Origin of the sequence: Capnocytophaga canis (assembly GCF_043187445.1) — a bacterium.
Lineage (GTDB): Bacteria > Bacteroidota > Bacteroidia > Flavobacteriales > Flavobacteriaceae > Capnocytophaga > Capnocytophaga canis.
The window spans coordinates 454,237-469,807 of sequence record NZ_CP171121.1; the positions used below are offsets into that span (position 1 = coordinate 454,237).

The 15,571-nt window shown below is 36.5% G+C and carries 16 protein-coding genes; 5 read left to right on the forward strand and 11 right to left on the reverse strand.

The features are described from left to right. Window positions 1–146 precede the first annotated feature (146 nt). Window positions 147–1,745 carry a bacillithiol biosynthesis cysteine-adding enzyme BshC gene (gene bshC / locus ACF3OB_RS02150; protein ID WP_095894282.1) on the forward strand — a complete coding sequence of 533 codons (1,599 nt, stop codon included), beginning with the start codon at window positions 147–149 and terminating at the stop codon, window positions 1,743–1,745. 69 nt (window positions 1,746–1,814) lie between these two features. On the opposite strand, the gene ACF3OB_RS02155 is transcribed toward bshC, so the two are convergent. Further along, window positions 1,815–2,387, reverse strand: a complete 573-nt coding sequence (locus ACF3OB_RS02155) for a DUF3109 family protein (protein WP_042009493.1) — start codon at window positions 2,385–2,387, stop codon at window positions 1,815–1,817. Between the two features lie 153 nt (window positions 2,388–2,540). Between ACF3OB_RS02155 and ACF3OB_RS02160 the strand changes: the two genes are divergently transcribed. The 4 genes from ACF3OB_RS02160 to ACF3OB_RS02175 all read left to right on the forward strand — a co-directional run bounded on the left by ACF3OB_RS02160 (window position 2,541) and on the right by ACF3OB_RS02175 (window position 6,676). Continuing rightward, window positions 2,541–3,539 (forward strand): redoxin domain-containing protein, encoded by a 999-nt coding sequence (locus tag ACF3OB_RS02160; protein ID WP_392448142.1) that lies wholly within the window; start codon window positions 2,541–2,543, stop codon window positions 3,537–3,539. 5 nt (window positions 3,540–3,544) lie between these two features. After that, window positions 3,545–4,252: a class I SAM-dependent methyltransferase gene (locus tag ACF3OB_RS02165; RefSeq protein ID WP_392448145.1), complete on the forward strand. Its 708-nt coding sequence runs from the start codon at window positions 3,545–3,547 to the stop codon at window positions 4,250–4,252. 131 nt (window positions 4,253–4,383) lie between these two features. Next, the gene (locus tag ACF3OB_RS02170; protein WP_042009496.1) at window positions 4,384–5,337 is read left to right on the forward strand and encodes an ABC transporter ATP-binding protein; all 954 of its coding nucleotides are present in this window, start codon (window positions 4,384–4,386) and stop codon (window positions 5,335–5,337) included. Window positions 5,338–5,383: 46 nt separating this feature from the next. After that, complete coding sequence (locus ACF3OB_RS02175; RefSeq protein ID WP_392448147.1) at window positions 5,384–6,676, forward strand: ABC transporter permease; 1,293 nt, start codon at window positions 5,384–5,386, stop codon at window positions 6,674–6,676. 165 nt (window positions 6,677–6,841) lie between these two features. Here ACF3OB_RS02175 and ACF3OB_RS02180 read toward each other — a convergent pair whose 3' ends face one another. From ACF3OB_RS02180 to carB, 10 genes are all read right to left on the reverse strand, one after another. Continuing rightward, on the reverse strand, window positions 6,842–7,582 hold the full coding sequence (locus ACF3OB_RS02180) for a hypothetical protein (protein WP_392448149.1): 741 nt from the start codon (window positions 7,580–7,582) through the stop codon (window positions 6,842–6,844). A gap of 487 nt (window positions 7,583–8,069) precedes the next feature. Further along, window positions 8,070–8,549, reverse strand: a complete 480-nt coding sequence (locus ACF3OB_RS02185; RefSeq protein ID WP_392448151.1) for a hypothetical protein — start codon at window positions 8,547–8,549, stop codon at window positions 8,070–8,072. 6 nt (window positions 8,550–8,555) lie between these two features. Then, window positions 8,556–9,413: a GyrI-like domain-containing protein gene (locus ACF3OB_RS02190; protein WP_392448153.1), complete on the reverse strand. Its 858-nt coding sequence runs from the start codon at window positions 9,411–9,413 to the stop codon at window positions 8,556–8,558. Between the two features lie 311 nt (window positions 9,414–9,724). Then, window positions 9,725–10,138: a VOC family protein gene (locus ACF3OB_RS02195; RefSeq protein ID WP_392448155.1), complete on the reverse strand. Its 414-nt coding sequence runs from the start codon at window positions 10,136–10,138 to the stop codon at window positions 9,725–9,727. A 90-nt stretch (window positions 10,139–10,228) separates the two neighbouring features. Further along, complete coding sequence (locus tag ACF3OB_RS02200; RefSeq protein ID WP_018278979.1) at window positions 10,229–10,675, reverse strand: hypothetical protein; 447 nt, start codon at window positions 10,673–10,675, stop codon at window positions 10,229–10,231. A 75-nt stretch (window positions 10,676–10,750) separates the two neighbouring features. Then, window positions 10,751–11,314, reverse strand: a complete 564-nt coding sequence (locus tag ACF3OB_RS02205) for a hypothetical protein (RefSeq protein ID WP_095894273.1) — start codon at window positions 11,312–11,314, stop codon at window positions 10,751–10,753. Then, window positions 11,311–11,724, reverse strand: a complete 414-nt coding sequence (locus ACF3OB_RS02210) for a protein-export chaperone SecB (protein ID WP_095894272.1) — start codon at window positions 11,722–11,724, stop codon at window positions 11,311–11,313. Before ACF3OB_RS02210 ends, ACF3OB_RS02205 begins: the two co-directional genes overlap by 4 nt. Then, window positions 11,684–11,959, reverse strand: coding sequence for a hypothetical protein (locus ACF3OB_RS02215; RefSeq protein WP_095894271.1), 276 nt, complete (start codon window positions 11,957–11,959; stop codon window positions 11,684–11,686). The genes ACF3OB_RS02210 and ACF3OB_RS02215 overlap by 41 nt, the downstream gene beginning before the upstream one ends. A gap of 77 nt (window positions 11,960–12,036) precedes the next feature. Beyond that, on the reverse strand, window positions 12,037–12,612 hold the full coding sequence (locus ACF3OB_RS02220) for a Crp/Fnr family transcriptional regulator (RefSeq protein WP_392448158.1): 576 nt from the start codon (window positions 12,610–12,612) through the stop codon (window positions 12,037–12,039). Window positions 12,613–12,698: 86 nt separating this feature from the next. Continuing rightward, complete coding sequence (gene carB, locus ACF3OB_RS02225) at window positions 12,699–15,551, reverse strand: carbamoyl-phosphate synthase large subunit (protein ID WP_392448161.1); 2,853 nt, start codon at window positions 15,549–15,551, stop codon at window positions 12,699–12,701. Between the last annotated feature and the right edge of the window lie 20 nt (window positions 15,552–15,571).

The following is a 15,571-nucleotide window of genomic DNA, read 5'->3' on the forward strand; positions in this document are numbered from 1 at the left end:
ATTCAATCCCATGAAAAAGGGAACAAAGTTGCAAAAATACGAATTATTTTGGCATATACAACACCTATACCTAGGTAAAAAACAACACAAAAATGATTATGATACCGATTATATTTTTTACTTTTGCATTCATATACGTTTTTATTATGATAGTTGATTGTATCCCATTTGACCAAATCCGTTTTTTTTCTTCATTCATAAGTGACTACGTAAGTGAAAAAGAAACCTTACGTACATTGTACCACCGTTTTCCATCAGTGGAAAACTTCGAAAAACAGATTCTTGAGAAACAGCAACAATTTTCAGATGAAGCTCGAGTGCTATTGGTAAACTCCTTAAGGGAACAGTATGCTTCTCTCAAAACATCGGATAAAGTACAAAAAAACATCGCTAAATTAGGGGATAGAAACACGTTCACTATCACAACTGGACATCAATTGAGTTTATTTACAGGTCCTTTGTATTTCATTTATAAAATCATTTCCGTCATCAACACATGTGAAATACTATCAAAAAAATACCCTGACTATCATTTTGTTCCCATCTATTGGATGGCTACCGAAGACCATGATTTTGAGGAAATTAATCACTTTCATTTTAAACAGCAAACCTTTCGTTGGAATAGTTCACAAACAGGGATGACAGGAAATTTTGATACAACAACATTAGACGCTGTATTTTCATCCTTTATTTCGAATCTGGGAGTGGGTAAAAACGCTGAGTTTCTAAAACAACTTTTTGAGAATAGTTACCTAAAAAACAAGGATTTAGCATCTGCTACTCGATCTTTAGTGAATACTCTTTTTGAAAACTACGGCTTGGTGATTATCGATGGAAATGATTCAAAGTTAAAGAAATCGTTCGCTTCTTTTATGCGAAATGACATACTAAAAAACACTGCATATCAAGAAGTTAAAAAAACAATAATACAAATTCAGGAATTAGATAAAATATATCCAACACAGGTAAATCCTCGTGAAATCAATTTATTTTACCTAACAGAAAAAGGCCGTAATAGAATTGTAATAACCGAAAATGGTTATGGAGTCCACGAAACAGAAATGTACTTCACTGAAAAAGAATTACTTAATGAACTCGAAAATCATCCTGAGCGTTTTTCTCCTAATGTGATCATGCGTCCTCTGTACCAAGAGGTTATATTGCCAAATTTGGCTTATATTGGAGGAGGTGGCGAAATTGCTTACTGGTTGGAATTAAAAAGCTTTTTTGATAGTGAAAAAATTGTTTTTCCTATACTGATGTTACGAAATTCAGCTGTTTTTATAACTGATAAACAACACAATAGAATAAAAAAAGCAGAAATGAAAATTGCTGATTTATTCCTTAAATCAGAGAATCTTAAGAACATATATGTTCAAAAATTAAGCGAATTTCCAATTGATTTCTCAGAACAAAGAAAAGCACTACAAAACCAATTTGCAAATTTGTATGTACTGGCAGAAAAAACAGATAAAACTTTTTTAAACGCTGTCAAATCACAAGAAATTAAGCAATTGAAAGGATTAAATAATCTGGAAAAACGCTTGTTAAAAGCTCAAAAAAGACAACTTTCCGAAAAATTAGAGCGTTTGACAACGTTGCAAAGTGAATTGTTTCCAAATGGGTCGTTACAGGAACGTTTTACTAACTTTTCGGAACTATACTTAGAATATGGCGAATCATTTTTTGAAGTTTTAAAAAATGATTTTAATCCTTTTCATTTCGAATTTTTAGCTGTGAAATAATGTCTTCCTCTTGACTTAAACTATTCAAGAAAACTAACTTTCTTTGCGAGGTCTGCTTTTTTGTAGATTTTATTTTCTTTTCAAATGAGCTACGACCAGTTCCAATTCTTCGTACCATGCTTCTCCGAATTTACGGATGAGTGCATTTTTAACAAACTTATATACAGGAACTTGTAACTCCTTTCCTAAACTACAAGCGTCACTACAGATATGCCAACGATTGTAGTTTACCGCCGTAAACGAAGTGTATTTTTGTAATCGAATTGGATACAAATGACACGAAATTGGTTTTTTCCAGTCAATTTTACCATCGTTGTACGCCTGTTCAATGGCACATAATGCCCAGCCTTTTTCATTGCGAACCACATAAGCACAATCGGCATTGTCAATAAGAGGAGTTTCCCATTCTCCATCTTCACCTTTGATGTATACACCTTGATTCTCAATAGATTCTCGTCCCTTTTCCGTTAGATAAGGAGCTACTTCTGGGTAGATACGCTCTAAAATTTTCAATTCTTCATCCTCTATTGGAGCTCCTGCATCCCCCTCAATACAACAAGCCCCTTTACAAGCGTTCAAGTTGCAAACAAACTCATTTTCAATTATATCCTCTGATATAATGGTTTCCCCTATTTGTATCATACGTCCGAATTTTATAAAGATACTGCTTCTCAGTCGGCAAAAATAGAGAAAAGTTTTTAACTCTCGCTCTTTTAAAGTTAGTTTAGAACGTTCCCAAATTTGTCATTTATGAATTAATAATATATCTTTGTAGCTATCTAAAAAACATTCTGTATGAACAACAAACATAAAATACTGTTAGTAAGTATATTAGGAAGTATTTTTTCTTGTAATAATACTATGAAGCAAGAATCCGATTCGTTTACGCTAAACGGAAAGTTACCTACAAACGTAAATGAAAAAGTATATTTATTGGAGTATAAAAACCGTGAATATACCGTTGTAGACTCGGTAGAAGCGAAAAATCAAACCTTTACGTTTAAAGGAAAGTTACAAGAACCTTTAGTACACGCTATTCGATTAGGAAATTCAGGAAAAAGGGCTAATTTTTTCTTAGAAAACGCTGATATCTCCATAACTCTCAACGATAATTGGCAAATTTCAGAAGCCTTTGGCAGTGAAAATACTGAATTATTCAAGAAGTATGATGATTTGAATGCGACAAAACGTATAAATTTGGACAGTTTACTCCAAAAAGACAACAGTTCGCCTGTTATAGCCTATTTTTTAGCAAGAAATGCCTATTTATATGACTACGAATCTTTAATTTTACTTCGAAAAAGGATAAATCAAAATTTATCAAGAAACACTTATATTGAAGAACTTGATGGAGCTATCGCTCAATTGGAAAAAATACAACCTGGACAAGTTGCTCCTGAGATTGTGATGGAAGACTTAGAAGGAAACACCATTTGCTTGAGTGATTTGAGGGGGAAAGTGGTACTTATCGATTTCTGGGCTTCGTGGTGTCCCGACTGTCGTAAGGAAAACCCTGAACTGGTGAAACTCTACAATCAATATAAGGACAAAAATTTTACCATATTAGGCGTGTCGTTTGACCGAAAAAAAGACGATTGGAAAACCGCGATTGCGACCGACGGACTAACTTGGACACACGGATTCGTTGAAGGTGCGTGGAAAGCAGAACCGATAAAGACATACGCTATCCGTTGGTTGCCGACAGCTATGTTAATTGACAAAAACGGAATTATCGTAGCTCGAAATATTGACCACAAAAAACTTATTCCAAATCTCGAAAATCTACTAAAATAAGCATAATGAAGGACTTATTTGGACAAGCATTATTAGACTATCAACAAGGAAATTATACGGAAGACATCAAAACAGAAACTTCTATTTCAGAGGAAGATGTATTGCCTTTGCCCTATCTATTTCGTTCTTTTTCAGAGATGCCTCCGTTAGAGAAGAAAGCTCTACAATTAGCGAAAGGAAAAGTGCTGGATATAGGATGTGGTGCAGGAACTCATGGACTCTATCTGCAAAATGAACGAGGATTGGAAGTTCATTCGGTTGATATATCACCCAAAGCCATTGAAGTATGTAAATTACGAGGTCTACAAAATACTTATGTTGGAGATATAATGACCTTTGAAGGGCAATTTGATACCATCTTACTACTGATGAATGGAGCAGGGATGTGTGGACGACTTCGCAAAATGGGAACTTTTTTTGCTAAAATCAAAAGCCTTTTAGCTCCAAAAGGACAAATATTAACTGATTCCTCTGACATCATATATATGTTCGACCAAAATGCGGATGGCTCCTACGACGTACCTTTAGAATTTGATTACTACGGGGAACTAATGTATTTAGTAAAATATAAAGGCGAGAAAGAACCTCCTTTTCCGTGGTTATATGTGGATTACAACACCCTACAAAACGTTGCTCATTCTGTTGGATTGAATTGCGAACTCATTGCAAAAGGAGAAAATTTTGATTATTTAGCTCGTTTGGAGCATCATTAATCTCAAAATGTCTGTATTTATGTCATTTGTTTAATTGTATCTGATACTACACTGAAATTCTTCAAACAAAATTTGAAAGACAACTTAAACTCATAAAACACTAAAAAAAATACTGAAAATAGCCGATATATATGATTATTACAGAAAATATTTGTAAAACCTACGGTTCACACATAGCATTAAATGATGTTTCACTACATGTTCCAAAAGGGAGCATTTTTGGATTATTAGGCCCAAATGGGGCAGGTAAAACATCCTTGATTCGAATCCTTAATCAAATTACATTCCCGGATTCGGGAAAAGTTTTTTTCGATGGTGAACCGCTACAAAATAAACACATATACCAAATTGGATATTTACCCGAAGAACGAGGGCTTTACAAAACAATGAAAGTAGGCGAACAAGTGATGTATTTAGCTCAACTTAAAGGTTTATCAAAAATAGAAGCTAAGCAGAGACTTAAATTTTGGTTTGATCGGCTAAATATCGGTGATTGGTGGAATAAAAAAGTACAAGAACTCTCTAAAGGAATGGCTCAGAAAATACAATTTATGGTTACCGTACTTCACGAGCCAAAATTACTGATTTTTGACGAGCCTTTCAGTGGATTCGACCCTATCAATGCAAATATTATCAAAGACGAAATCCTATATCTACGTGAAAAAGGAGCAACTATCATTTTTTCCACTCATCGTATGGAGTCTGTAGAAGAAATATGTGATCACATCGCATTGATTAATAAATCAGAAAAGATTTTGGAAGGAAAATTAATTGATGTAAAGCGAAAATTCAAAAATAACACGTATGAAGTTGGTTTAAAAATCGATGAAAATCGAAAAAAAGCCATTTTAGAAGACTTAAAACAACATTTTTCCGTTTCAGAAGCTAATTTTAAGAGCTTATACGACGACTTGAAAATCAATATACACAAAAAGGACGAACAATCCACAGGAGAGTTACTACATTTTTTACAAACAAAGGCTGAAGTAACTCATTTTGTTGAATCTATACCCTCTATGGATGAGATTTTCATTAAATCCATCAAAGAAAGAGAAGCAAGAATATCAACACCAAACTCTGATTAGTACAAATGTATCACTGCACACAAAAAATTAAACGTAGAAATATCTAATGAAACACATAGGAATTATTACCAAACGAGAATATCTCAATAAAATACGCAATAAATCATTCATCATAATGACATTTGTAAGTCCACTAATAGTGGTAGTTTTTGGAACTTTGATAGGATATCTAACAACAATCAATAGCACAAGTAACGTAAAAAAAATCACTATTTTAGATGAAAGTGGTTTTTTTATGGACAGTTTCAAAGATTCTGAAACAATAAAGTATACTTTTCTTGAAAACATAACTCTTTCGGATGCAAAATTAAATGTTTTAACTGAAAATTCATACGGATTACTGCATATCCCCTCAAAAACAACACCTAAATGGAAAGAAAACATCGAATTTTTCAGTGAAGAAACTCCAAATATCACTCTTATAAACCAATTGTCGAACAGGTTGGAAGACACTCTTTTTGAATTGAACCTAACCGAAAAAGGAATTAATAAAAATCAAATTGACCATGCTCGTGAAAGCATACACATTTCTTTATCAAACTTCAGTGGAGAAAAAAGCTCTGAACTAAGTAGTGTCATCAAAATCGCTATCGGAGGCATCGCAGGATATTTGATTTTTATGTTCATTATCATCTATGGAAATATGATTATGCGAAGCGTCATCGAAGAGAAAAGCAATCGGATTGTGGAAATTATCATCTCTTCTGTAAAACCCTTTGAATTGATGTTAGGGAAAATTTTTGGCACTTCATTAGCGGGACTTACACAGTTTTTAATCTGGATGATTTTCGGTGGACTTTTGATGACTATTACAACAAATTTTTTAGGCATCAGTCCATCATCAACCAACGAAATTGTGATGACGAAATCGGGAATGGATAGAATTACTTCCGAAATTCTGGTTGCATTTTTCCAATTTCCGTTTATGGAAATGTTTGGAGCTTTCCTATTATATTTCATCGGAGGATATCTTCTGTACAGTTCTATTTATGCTACCATAGGAGCTATGGTGGATAACGAAACGGACACGCAACAGTTCCTGATGCCTGTCCTTATCCCCTTGATATTAGCAGTTTACATCGGATTTTTCAGTGTTATCGAAGAACCTCATGGCACTGTTTCAGTTGTGTTTTCGTATATTCCCTTGACCTCGCCTGTGGTCATGCTGATGCGAGTTCCCTTTGGAGTCTCGTGGTGGGAATTACTAATTTCAGTTGTAATTCTGTATGCTACTTTCTTCCTTTTTATCGGAATTGCTGCCAAAATTTACCGTATTGGTATACTAATGTACGGCAAGAAACCTACGTACAAAGAAATTTTAAAGTGGTTAAAATATTAAATGCGATTGTACTAAAAGTCATTAACATCTGACTTTTTGGCTTAATAGACATTTTTTGATTGAAAAGTACAAAGAAATAAAAATCAAACATATTTCAATCCATTACCAACATAAAAAAAGTAAAGACGCCACAACGGACGTCCTTACCGATAATTTTTTAATTTCTTATCCTTTTTTGGTCACAATGCCCAAAGCCTCAAGCTCCTGACTATGAGCAAATACAACTTTGGCGTAAGCTACAAACTCGCTGTACTGCGGATAAAGCTCATCGAAGAATTTGTCACGAATTTCGGTGGCTTTTTGAGCCTCGGCGGTTTCCTTTTTCTGACTTTCTTTCAGAGCGATGACCTCTGTGATTTTATTTTGTACGGCTTTTAAATCTTCTTCTTTGATGTTGATAGACTGCAACTTAGTTAGAAACGATGGGTTTTTAAGCAATTGCGAATAGAAGTTCCCCACTTGCACTAACCAATCGCTATATGCCGTTTTGCGTTTCCCTGCAAAATCGAGCGAAGCACCTGCTAACGTATCGCCCTTAAAAAGGATTTTACAGAAAGCCAAATGCTTGGTATACAAATCATTGATTTCGGAAAATTTTTGGTCAAACTTCTCCGTTTCGGCGTATTGCTGAGCGTATTCCGTCTTTTGGATTTGGTGTAACTCTTCCAAACGCACCACTTTTGTTAAAAGCTCATCAAGTTTTTCGGTAGTATAGCCCAACAGCCCCATCTTCTCCTGAATGTTAGGCAATTTCCCGTTAGAAAACGCTAATCGCATTCGCTGAATCCATTCTTCCATTGAAATATACACGTTTCGCTTCTTTGGAGTTGGTGTTTGCTCGTTTTGATTCAGATTTTGGTCATTCTGATTCAAGTTTTGTTCGTTCTTATGTAAATTCTCATTCATAATAATTGTGTTTTTGGTATTAAACTTTTAATTTTCTATTGATTTTATAGATTTTTACTTGCAAGAAATGGATTTTTACCGGTCAGAATTCATTTCTTATTGGTCAAGATTGATTTCCTGTCAGTCAAGATTGATTTCCTGTCAGTCAGAATTCATTTCCTGTCGGTCAGAATTCATTTCTTGTTGGTAAATACTTATTTCTTGTTGGTCAAAATTGATTTCTTATGGGTCAGAACTTATATAATGCAGGTCAAACCTCGCTTCTTTGCCGTTAGAATGCTTTTCTGTACGGGAATTATCAAAATCCTATGGGTAAACACTCATCACTTGTAGGGAATTCTTATGATATACGCAGCAATATCCGTGCCGTAAGTGGTAAAAATTCAGCAGATTAGTATTAAAATGCTGTTAAAAAGAAAAGACGCCGTGAGGGCGTCTGTGGGGGTGAGTTGTATTTGGTATTCTTTAAGAAAATAAAATTTTATAATTAATTCATCTGTAATAGCTTAGAAACATCTTCGGCGTGGATACGGCAATAGTACATCACATAAGCGATATAAGGAACAAAAAGCAAAATACTCCATAGCAATCCTTTGGCAAACGCCTGATAATTTGCGTTTTTCACAAAAAGATAAATCACCCATACAATGTTCAAGGTCATCACGATATGCGATATTTGAGCAAAAATATTGGCTCCGCTCCAACCGAAAGTAAACATTCCCATCGTTCCAAAGTAATACATCGGCAAGAGAGCAAGAGGCAACAAAACTGCTTTTTTCTTCCATATAAACAGCAAAAAACAAAGCAAATAGACCAAACTTGAAGGCGAACAAGCGTTGAACATTGCCCATTGTAACAGACTTACTTTCAGCTCTGTGAAGAAATACCACGAGCCACTTAGTGTCAGCAATAACAGCAAGAAAGCCAACACCATTCCGATTGTTTTTTCTTTTTTTGTAAGTATCATAGCTAATTATTTTATAGGTAAATAAATTTCTGTTTTAAGTTTTTCAGGCGGTGTTTTTCGGGCATCGTTCAAATATTTTTCAAACGGAACAATACTGCGAAGTTCGTAACCGCTTTCGGGCAACCATTTTCCGAAAATTGTGTCGTACACTTTCCCTAAATTGTCGTACGCACCCTGATAGTGAAAAACGGCGTATTTGCCTCCCTCAATTTCTTTCACCCCAACCTCGCTCTGAGGCTTGGCAGGTTTGTGAATCGCCAAACAGATGTCTGACCGCTGTTTGTCTCCCTCCGTAATTTTGGGGTCATCGTGCGAGATGCAAATATGTTCAATACCTGCCGTAAAGAGCTTATTTTCCTTAACGAAAGCCCAAAGTTTGGCGTAAGTATCGCCGTAATTGAGTGTTCCGTAAGTTCCTGTAAGGGCAATATAAATAACTTTTTTCGGCTCTAAATCAATGATTTTTGGAGCTTTAAGTTTGATTTCAGTGATAAATTCTTCTTTTCTCATAATATATAATGTTTTATTGTTTCTGTATTCGGTAGGACTTACATCATAAAACTTTTTAAAGGATTTGGACAAGGACGAAACCATCTCATAACCAACTCTTTCCGAAATCTGCTCAACCGATAGATTAGAATATCGGAGCAAAATCGCCGAAGCCTCTACCCGCAAACGCGTAATGTAAGCTCCTACAGATTCATTTACAAAGGCTTTGAAAATGCGATGGAAATGAAACTCCGAAAAATTGGCAATTTCGGCAAGGGTTTTCAGTTCTATTTTTTCATCTAAATGATTGCCGATATATTCGAGTACTTTGTTTATTCGTTCGTGATAGTCCGCTTGTGTGGATTTTGTATTCATCAGTATTGTATCTTTTAAATTTCTGAAACAAAGGTAATAAGGTTTAAAAGAATTTTGTTTTTCCTATCTTGCTAAATTGTTTTTTTGAAAAGATTTTTTATCTCTGTTACAAAAGAAATTTTGCAAAGTTTATAAATGTGTCAAGAAATTATAAAAAAATAAGGACGAAAAATACTTCGCCCTTACTATTTTCTATTTATTGATTTCTATTGCCTATTTGGAAAGATACATCTTCCTTCTTGCATAGAGTTCACAGAATTGGTCGTCTTTGAGGTCGTCTATGGAAAACAGACTTATATTTGGTAAAAGTTTTACCCCTCAAAAATAATCATCCAAGAGATTCCGAATTTATCTTTAAAATCTCCGAAATAGCCAAAAAACTGCTCTTCCATAGGCATTTCTATTTCGCCCCCTTCGGAAAGTGCGTGGAAAAGGCGGTCAGCTTCGGCTTTGCTATCTACGGCAATACTCACATAGTTGTGATTGCCCGTAACAAGTTTTTGCCCAAGCGATTCGAAAATGTCCGACCCCATTAGTTTGTCGTTTTCGCCTATCGGAAGTTCGATATACATCACGCGGTTTTTCTCATTTTCAGCCACTTCCATCGGAGTTTCATCAGAACGAACCACCATTGTAAAATCGCCCCCGAAAGCCTTTTTGTAAAAATTAAACGCCTCTTCGCAATTCCCATTAAAATTCAAATACGGATTGATTCTTGTTGCCATTTTTTTATCGTTTTAATTATTAAGAGCAAAAATAAGCAGTTGGAACGAAAAAAATCTTGTCATAAGGCAAGATTTTAAGTTAGAAATTAACTATTTTATCATACCTTCTTTTCCTAACAATCGGCGAGCATACCCGATTTGTCCACAATGATAAATCTCGTGCAGTGACAAAAATGAAAGTTCTACGATATTGCTTTTAGGTTGATTTTCAAACTGTTCCAAACCGTCCATTAAAGGTTTATATGTTTGCTGAAAATATGATTTAAGAAGTTCAAAATCAATGAGTTTTTCTGTTACATCCTTAGCGTTGATATATCTTCCGTAGAAAGCAAAATGTTCATCGTTCCAAACGGAATTTTTACCCAAAATTTTTAAAACCAAATTGCGAGAATAAATCAAATGCCCTAAAAGCCAATTCACACAATTAGCCTCATTCTGTGGAAAAATCAACGATTCTTCGGCTGAAATTCCTTCTAAATTCTTCAAAATCAAACCAAAATTGGCTTCAAATTGCGTTTTTAATATGAGAGTGTCCATTGTTATGTTTTTATTTGGGCAAAAATAAGCAGTTGGAACGAAAAAAATCTTGCCATAAGGCAAGATTTTGAGTTATTATACTACATAGTCTTCACAATATTCAGGTGGGTAAACTATCTTGAAATTCTTTCTATTTGAAGCGTTTTTTTTAACAAAACAAATTTGAACCGCTGGATCAAGATCAAGATATTGTGGCTTATTCCGGTTAAATGAGATTATATTAGAGAATTCGGATTCTCTCTTTTTAGAGAGTTTTCCCTCAGCCCTAACCGCTTCATAGGGAAAGAGTTTATTATTTTTCAGGAATTCAATTATTCTTCTAACTGTGTTATTATTTTCATTATATAATCCCTGTTTTTTTAACTCCTCTTTAACGCCTTTAAAAAGACTGCGATGTTCTGGGTTATCATACAAATCAAGGCATTTTTCATTCAAATAAAAAGAAGACTCACAAATAAGATAGCTTTTGTAACAAGCCCCTTCTTTTCCCCACCAATGTGCATTATCGATAGAAGAATCCCAAAAATAGTACCCATTGCCAAGCCACGCATCTTTACGATTGCAAAAAAAAGGACCCAGACTTTCTACCTCATCAGGATTGTTTCTGTCCTCAAGGGTTTGATAGATTTTTCTAATCATTTTTGAGTTGTATGTTCTCTTAGTTGATTTTCCAATCCCGACAAGTTATAGGTAGGCAGAATTATCCCTGGAACATTAGCTTGTGTGGTTACTAAACTAATGTAAGCCCTTATATAAGGAAAAAGTATGGCAATGCTATTTCTGTAAAAAAAATCTGGAATTTCTTCAAAGGAACTAGCATTTTCAAAGGCAAAAAATCCTTTGCATCTTATTTTAATAAAAGGACTTTCTTTCAACGAATTACTAACGGTTACGGTTACTACAAAAGTAAGCTCAAATATTTGTTTTTGATTATCGTATATCCCTTCAGGGGTAAAATCAATTTTTAAATCTCCCTCTTGAAAAGATTCAAGATTTATTTCTACTTGATCAAATAAATAATCTTTGATTGAAAAAGAAGCTTTTTGCATAATTGTATAGATTTAATAAAAAACCCGAAGAAAACTTCGGGCTATATGAATTTGTTATATTTTCACTCGTTTTTATAACAACCGACGATGGTTGATATTTCTGGATAGAATCTAAAAAATCCTCCATGAGAACCCCTCCTTGGTCAAATTCTTCAGTTTTTGCCCAATCTTCCAAAACCTTTTCACGAGAATTATTCTCAAAATAATGCCTCAAATTTTCTAAAAAATTGTTCATAACTGTAACTTTAATAAATTCATCTTCGGTGCAAAATTACATTTTATTTTTTATCTACGAAATTTTTTTCTATTTTTTTACCAAACCTCCTTCCGAATTCTACTCAGCGAAGTATCGGTAATTCCCAAATAGGTGGCGATGTATTTTAAAGGTACGCTTTGAATCACTTGTGGCTTGTCTTTGAGGAATTGTAAATAGCGGTCTTTGGCGGGAAGCGTAATCATCTCGAGGGAGCGTTGTTGGGTTTGGAAGAGTTTTTCGGTCATAAAAAGTCGCCCCCATTCAGAAACTCCCGCAATGGAATGGTACAACTGCTGAAAATCCTCGAAAGAAATTTCCCACACTATGCAATCGGTCAGGGCAACGATGTTTTCCAAACTTGGCTCTTGTTTAAAAAGCGATAATTCATTGATAACGAACTCCTGCTCACAGAAAAATCCCGTAGTAATGTCGTTTCCTTCGTAATCGTGGACAAAACTCCGAGCAATACCACTTTGCAAAGCGAAATAACTTTTGGAAACTTCGCCTTTTTGTAAAATAAAATCTCCTTTCTTGAAACTCACCTGCCGATGTACTGCCTTGATTTGTTCAAGTTGTTCACTCGAAATCAGCGGATGGGCATAAAGTGTGGAAAAATCAAAGGTGGTTTGCATTTTATATACGGTCTTTTGAGGTTTATGTTAAAAAAGGGCGAAAAAATTTTCACCCTTACTATTTTCTATTTGTTAATTCCTATTGCCTATTTGAACAGATACATCTTCCTTCTTGCATAAAGTTCATAGAATTGGTCGTCTTTGAGGTCGTCTATGAAAAGAATACTCTCGCCGGTAGATTTCATTTCGGGACCTAAACGCTTATCCACGTTCGGGAACTTGTTAAACGAAAACACGGGCTGTTTGATAGCAAATCCGTCCAATTTCGGTTGGAAATCGAAATCGGTTACTTTCTTCTCACCGAGCATCACTTTGGTAGCGTAGTTCACGTACGGCTCCCCGTAGGCTTTGGCGATAAACGGAACGGTACGCGACGCCCTCGGATTGGCTTCGATGATGTACACCGTGTCGTCCTTAATGGCAAACTGAATGTTTATCAATCCCACCGTGTTTAGGGCTTTAGCTATTTTGTGTGTATGGTCTTTGATTTGTTGCATCACAAACTCACCAATGTTAAACGGTGGCAGCGTGGCATTACTATCGCCCGAATGCACCCCACACGGCTCGATGTGTTCCATAATCCCGATGATGTACACGTTTTCGCCATCGCAAATAGCATCGGCTTCGGCTTCGATAGCTCCATCTAAATAATGGTCGAGTAAAAGTTTGTTATTCGGAATTTTACGAAGCAAATCCACCACGTGTTCTTCCAATTCGTGCTTGTTGATAACGATTTTCATTCCTTGCCCACCCAACACATACGACGGACGCACCAAAAGCGGGAAGTCCAACTCATCGGCTAACTTTAAGGCTTCGTCGGCAGTTTCGGCAACACCAAATTTCGGATACGGAATGCCCAATTCTTTCAATAAAGTAGAAAAACGCCCTCGGTCTTCTGCCAAATCCAACGCGTCAAAACTTGTTCCGATGATTTTAATGCCGTATTTATGGAGTTTTTCAGCCAATTTCAAAGCGGTTTGTCCGCCCAACTGAACGATAACACCTTCGGGTTTTTCGTGACGAATGATGTCGTAAATATGTTCCCAAAAAACAGGCTCGAAATAGAGCTTATCTGCCGTGTCAAAATCCGTAGAAACTGTTTCAGGGTTGCAGTTAATCATAATAGTTTCGTAACCGCACTCGGCAGCCGAAAGCACTCCGTGAACACAACAGTAATCGAACTCAATTCCCTGCCCGATGCGGTTCGGTCCTGAGCCTAGCACAACTACTTTTTTGCGGTCGGAAACGATACTATCGTTCGCTGTGAAAAGATTGCCGTTCGCATCACGAATTGGAGCTTCAAACGTAGAGTAATAATACGGCGTTTGTGCTTTAAACTCGGCAGCACACGTATCTACCAATTTATATACACGGTTGATACCCAATTCTTCACGTTTTTTATAGACTTCACTTTCCCAACATCCCAACATATGGGCGATTTGGCGGTCGGCAAAGCCTTTTTGTTTGGCTTCCAATAGTAAATCTTTCGGAAGTGTTTCTATTTTATAGGTTGAAATTTCTTTCTCAATGCTGTATAGTTCTTCGTATTGCTTCAAGAACCACATATCTATCTTAGTGATTTCGTGAATTCTCGAAAGCGGAATGCCCATCGCGATGGCGTCGTAAATCACAAAGACTCTATCCCAACTCGGATTGGTAAGTTTGTCGATGATTTGCTCATAGTTTTTGTATCCTTTGCCATCAGCTCCCAATCCATTGCGTTTAATTTCAAGTGATTGCGTAGCTTTATGAAGTGCCTCTTGGAACGAGCGACCGATGCCCATTACTTCTCCTACCGATTTCATTTGCAGACCGATAGTGCGGTCAGAACCTTCAAATTTATCAAAGTTCCAACGCGGAATTTTTACGATAACGTAATCCAATGTAGGTTCAAAAAGTGCCGAAGTGGATTTGGTGATTTGGTTGTTAAGTTCATCCAAGTTATAACCGATAGCCAATTTCGTAGCGATTTTAGCAATTGGGTAACCCGTTGCTTTTGAAGCCAATGCAGACGAACGTGACACACGCGGATTGATTTCAATGGCGATGATATCTTCTTTTTCATCAGGAGAAACAGCAAATTGCACGTTACAACCGCCGGCAAAATCCCCGATACTACGCATCATCTTGATTGCCATATCACGCATACGCTGGAAGGTTCTGTCGGAAAGCGTCATCGCAGGAGCAACGGTAATAGAGTCACCCGTGTGGATTCCCATCGGGTCCATATTCTCAATGGTACAGATAATTACCACGTTGTCGTTTTTATCACGAAGGAGTTCCAACTCGTATTCTTTCCAACCCATTAACGCCTTGTCAATGAGCACCTCGTGAATGGGAGAAGCCTCCAAACCGCGAGTTAGGAGCGTATCGAAATCCTCTTTTTTGTACACCACAGAAGCACCCGTTCCGCCCAAAGTAAACGACGGACGAATCACGAGCGGAAACCCGAATTTCTGAGCAATTTCTTTTCCTCGAAGGAAGGAATTTGCCGTTTCGGACGGAGCCATCGGAATGCCAATTTTGTCCAAAAGCACACGGAATTTCTCGCGGTCCTCGGTAATTTGGATAGCGTCAATATCCACCCCGATGATTTCCACCCCGAAATCTTTCCAAATACCCTTTTCGGCGGCTTCAATACACAGATTCAGTGCGGTTTGCCCTCCCATTGTGGGCAGAACGGCATCAATATTGGGGTGTTTTTTCAGAATTTCAACGATGGATTTGGTGTTCAACGGCTTTAAATAGACGTGGTCAGCCATTGAAGGGTCGGTCATAATGGTTGCAGGGTTGCTGTTGATAAGCACGGTTTCGATGCCGTCTTCACGAAGCGAACGCAACGACTGCGAACCTGAATAGTCAAACTCACAGGCTTGTCCGATAATGATTGGTCCTGAACCAATTAACAATACACAATTTAAATCTTTACGCTTTGGCATAATATTCAGATAAGTATTAT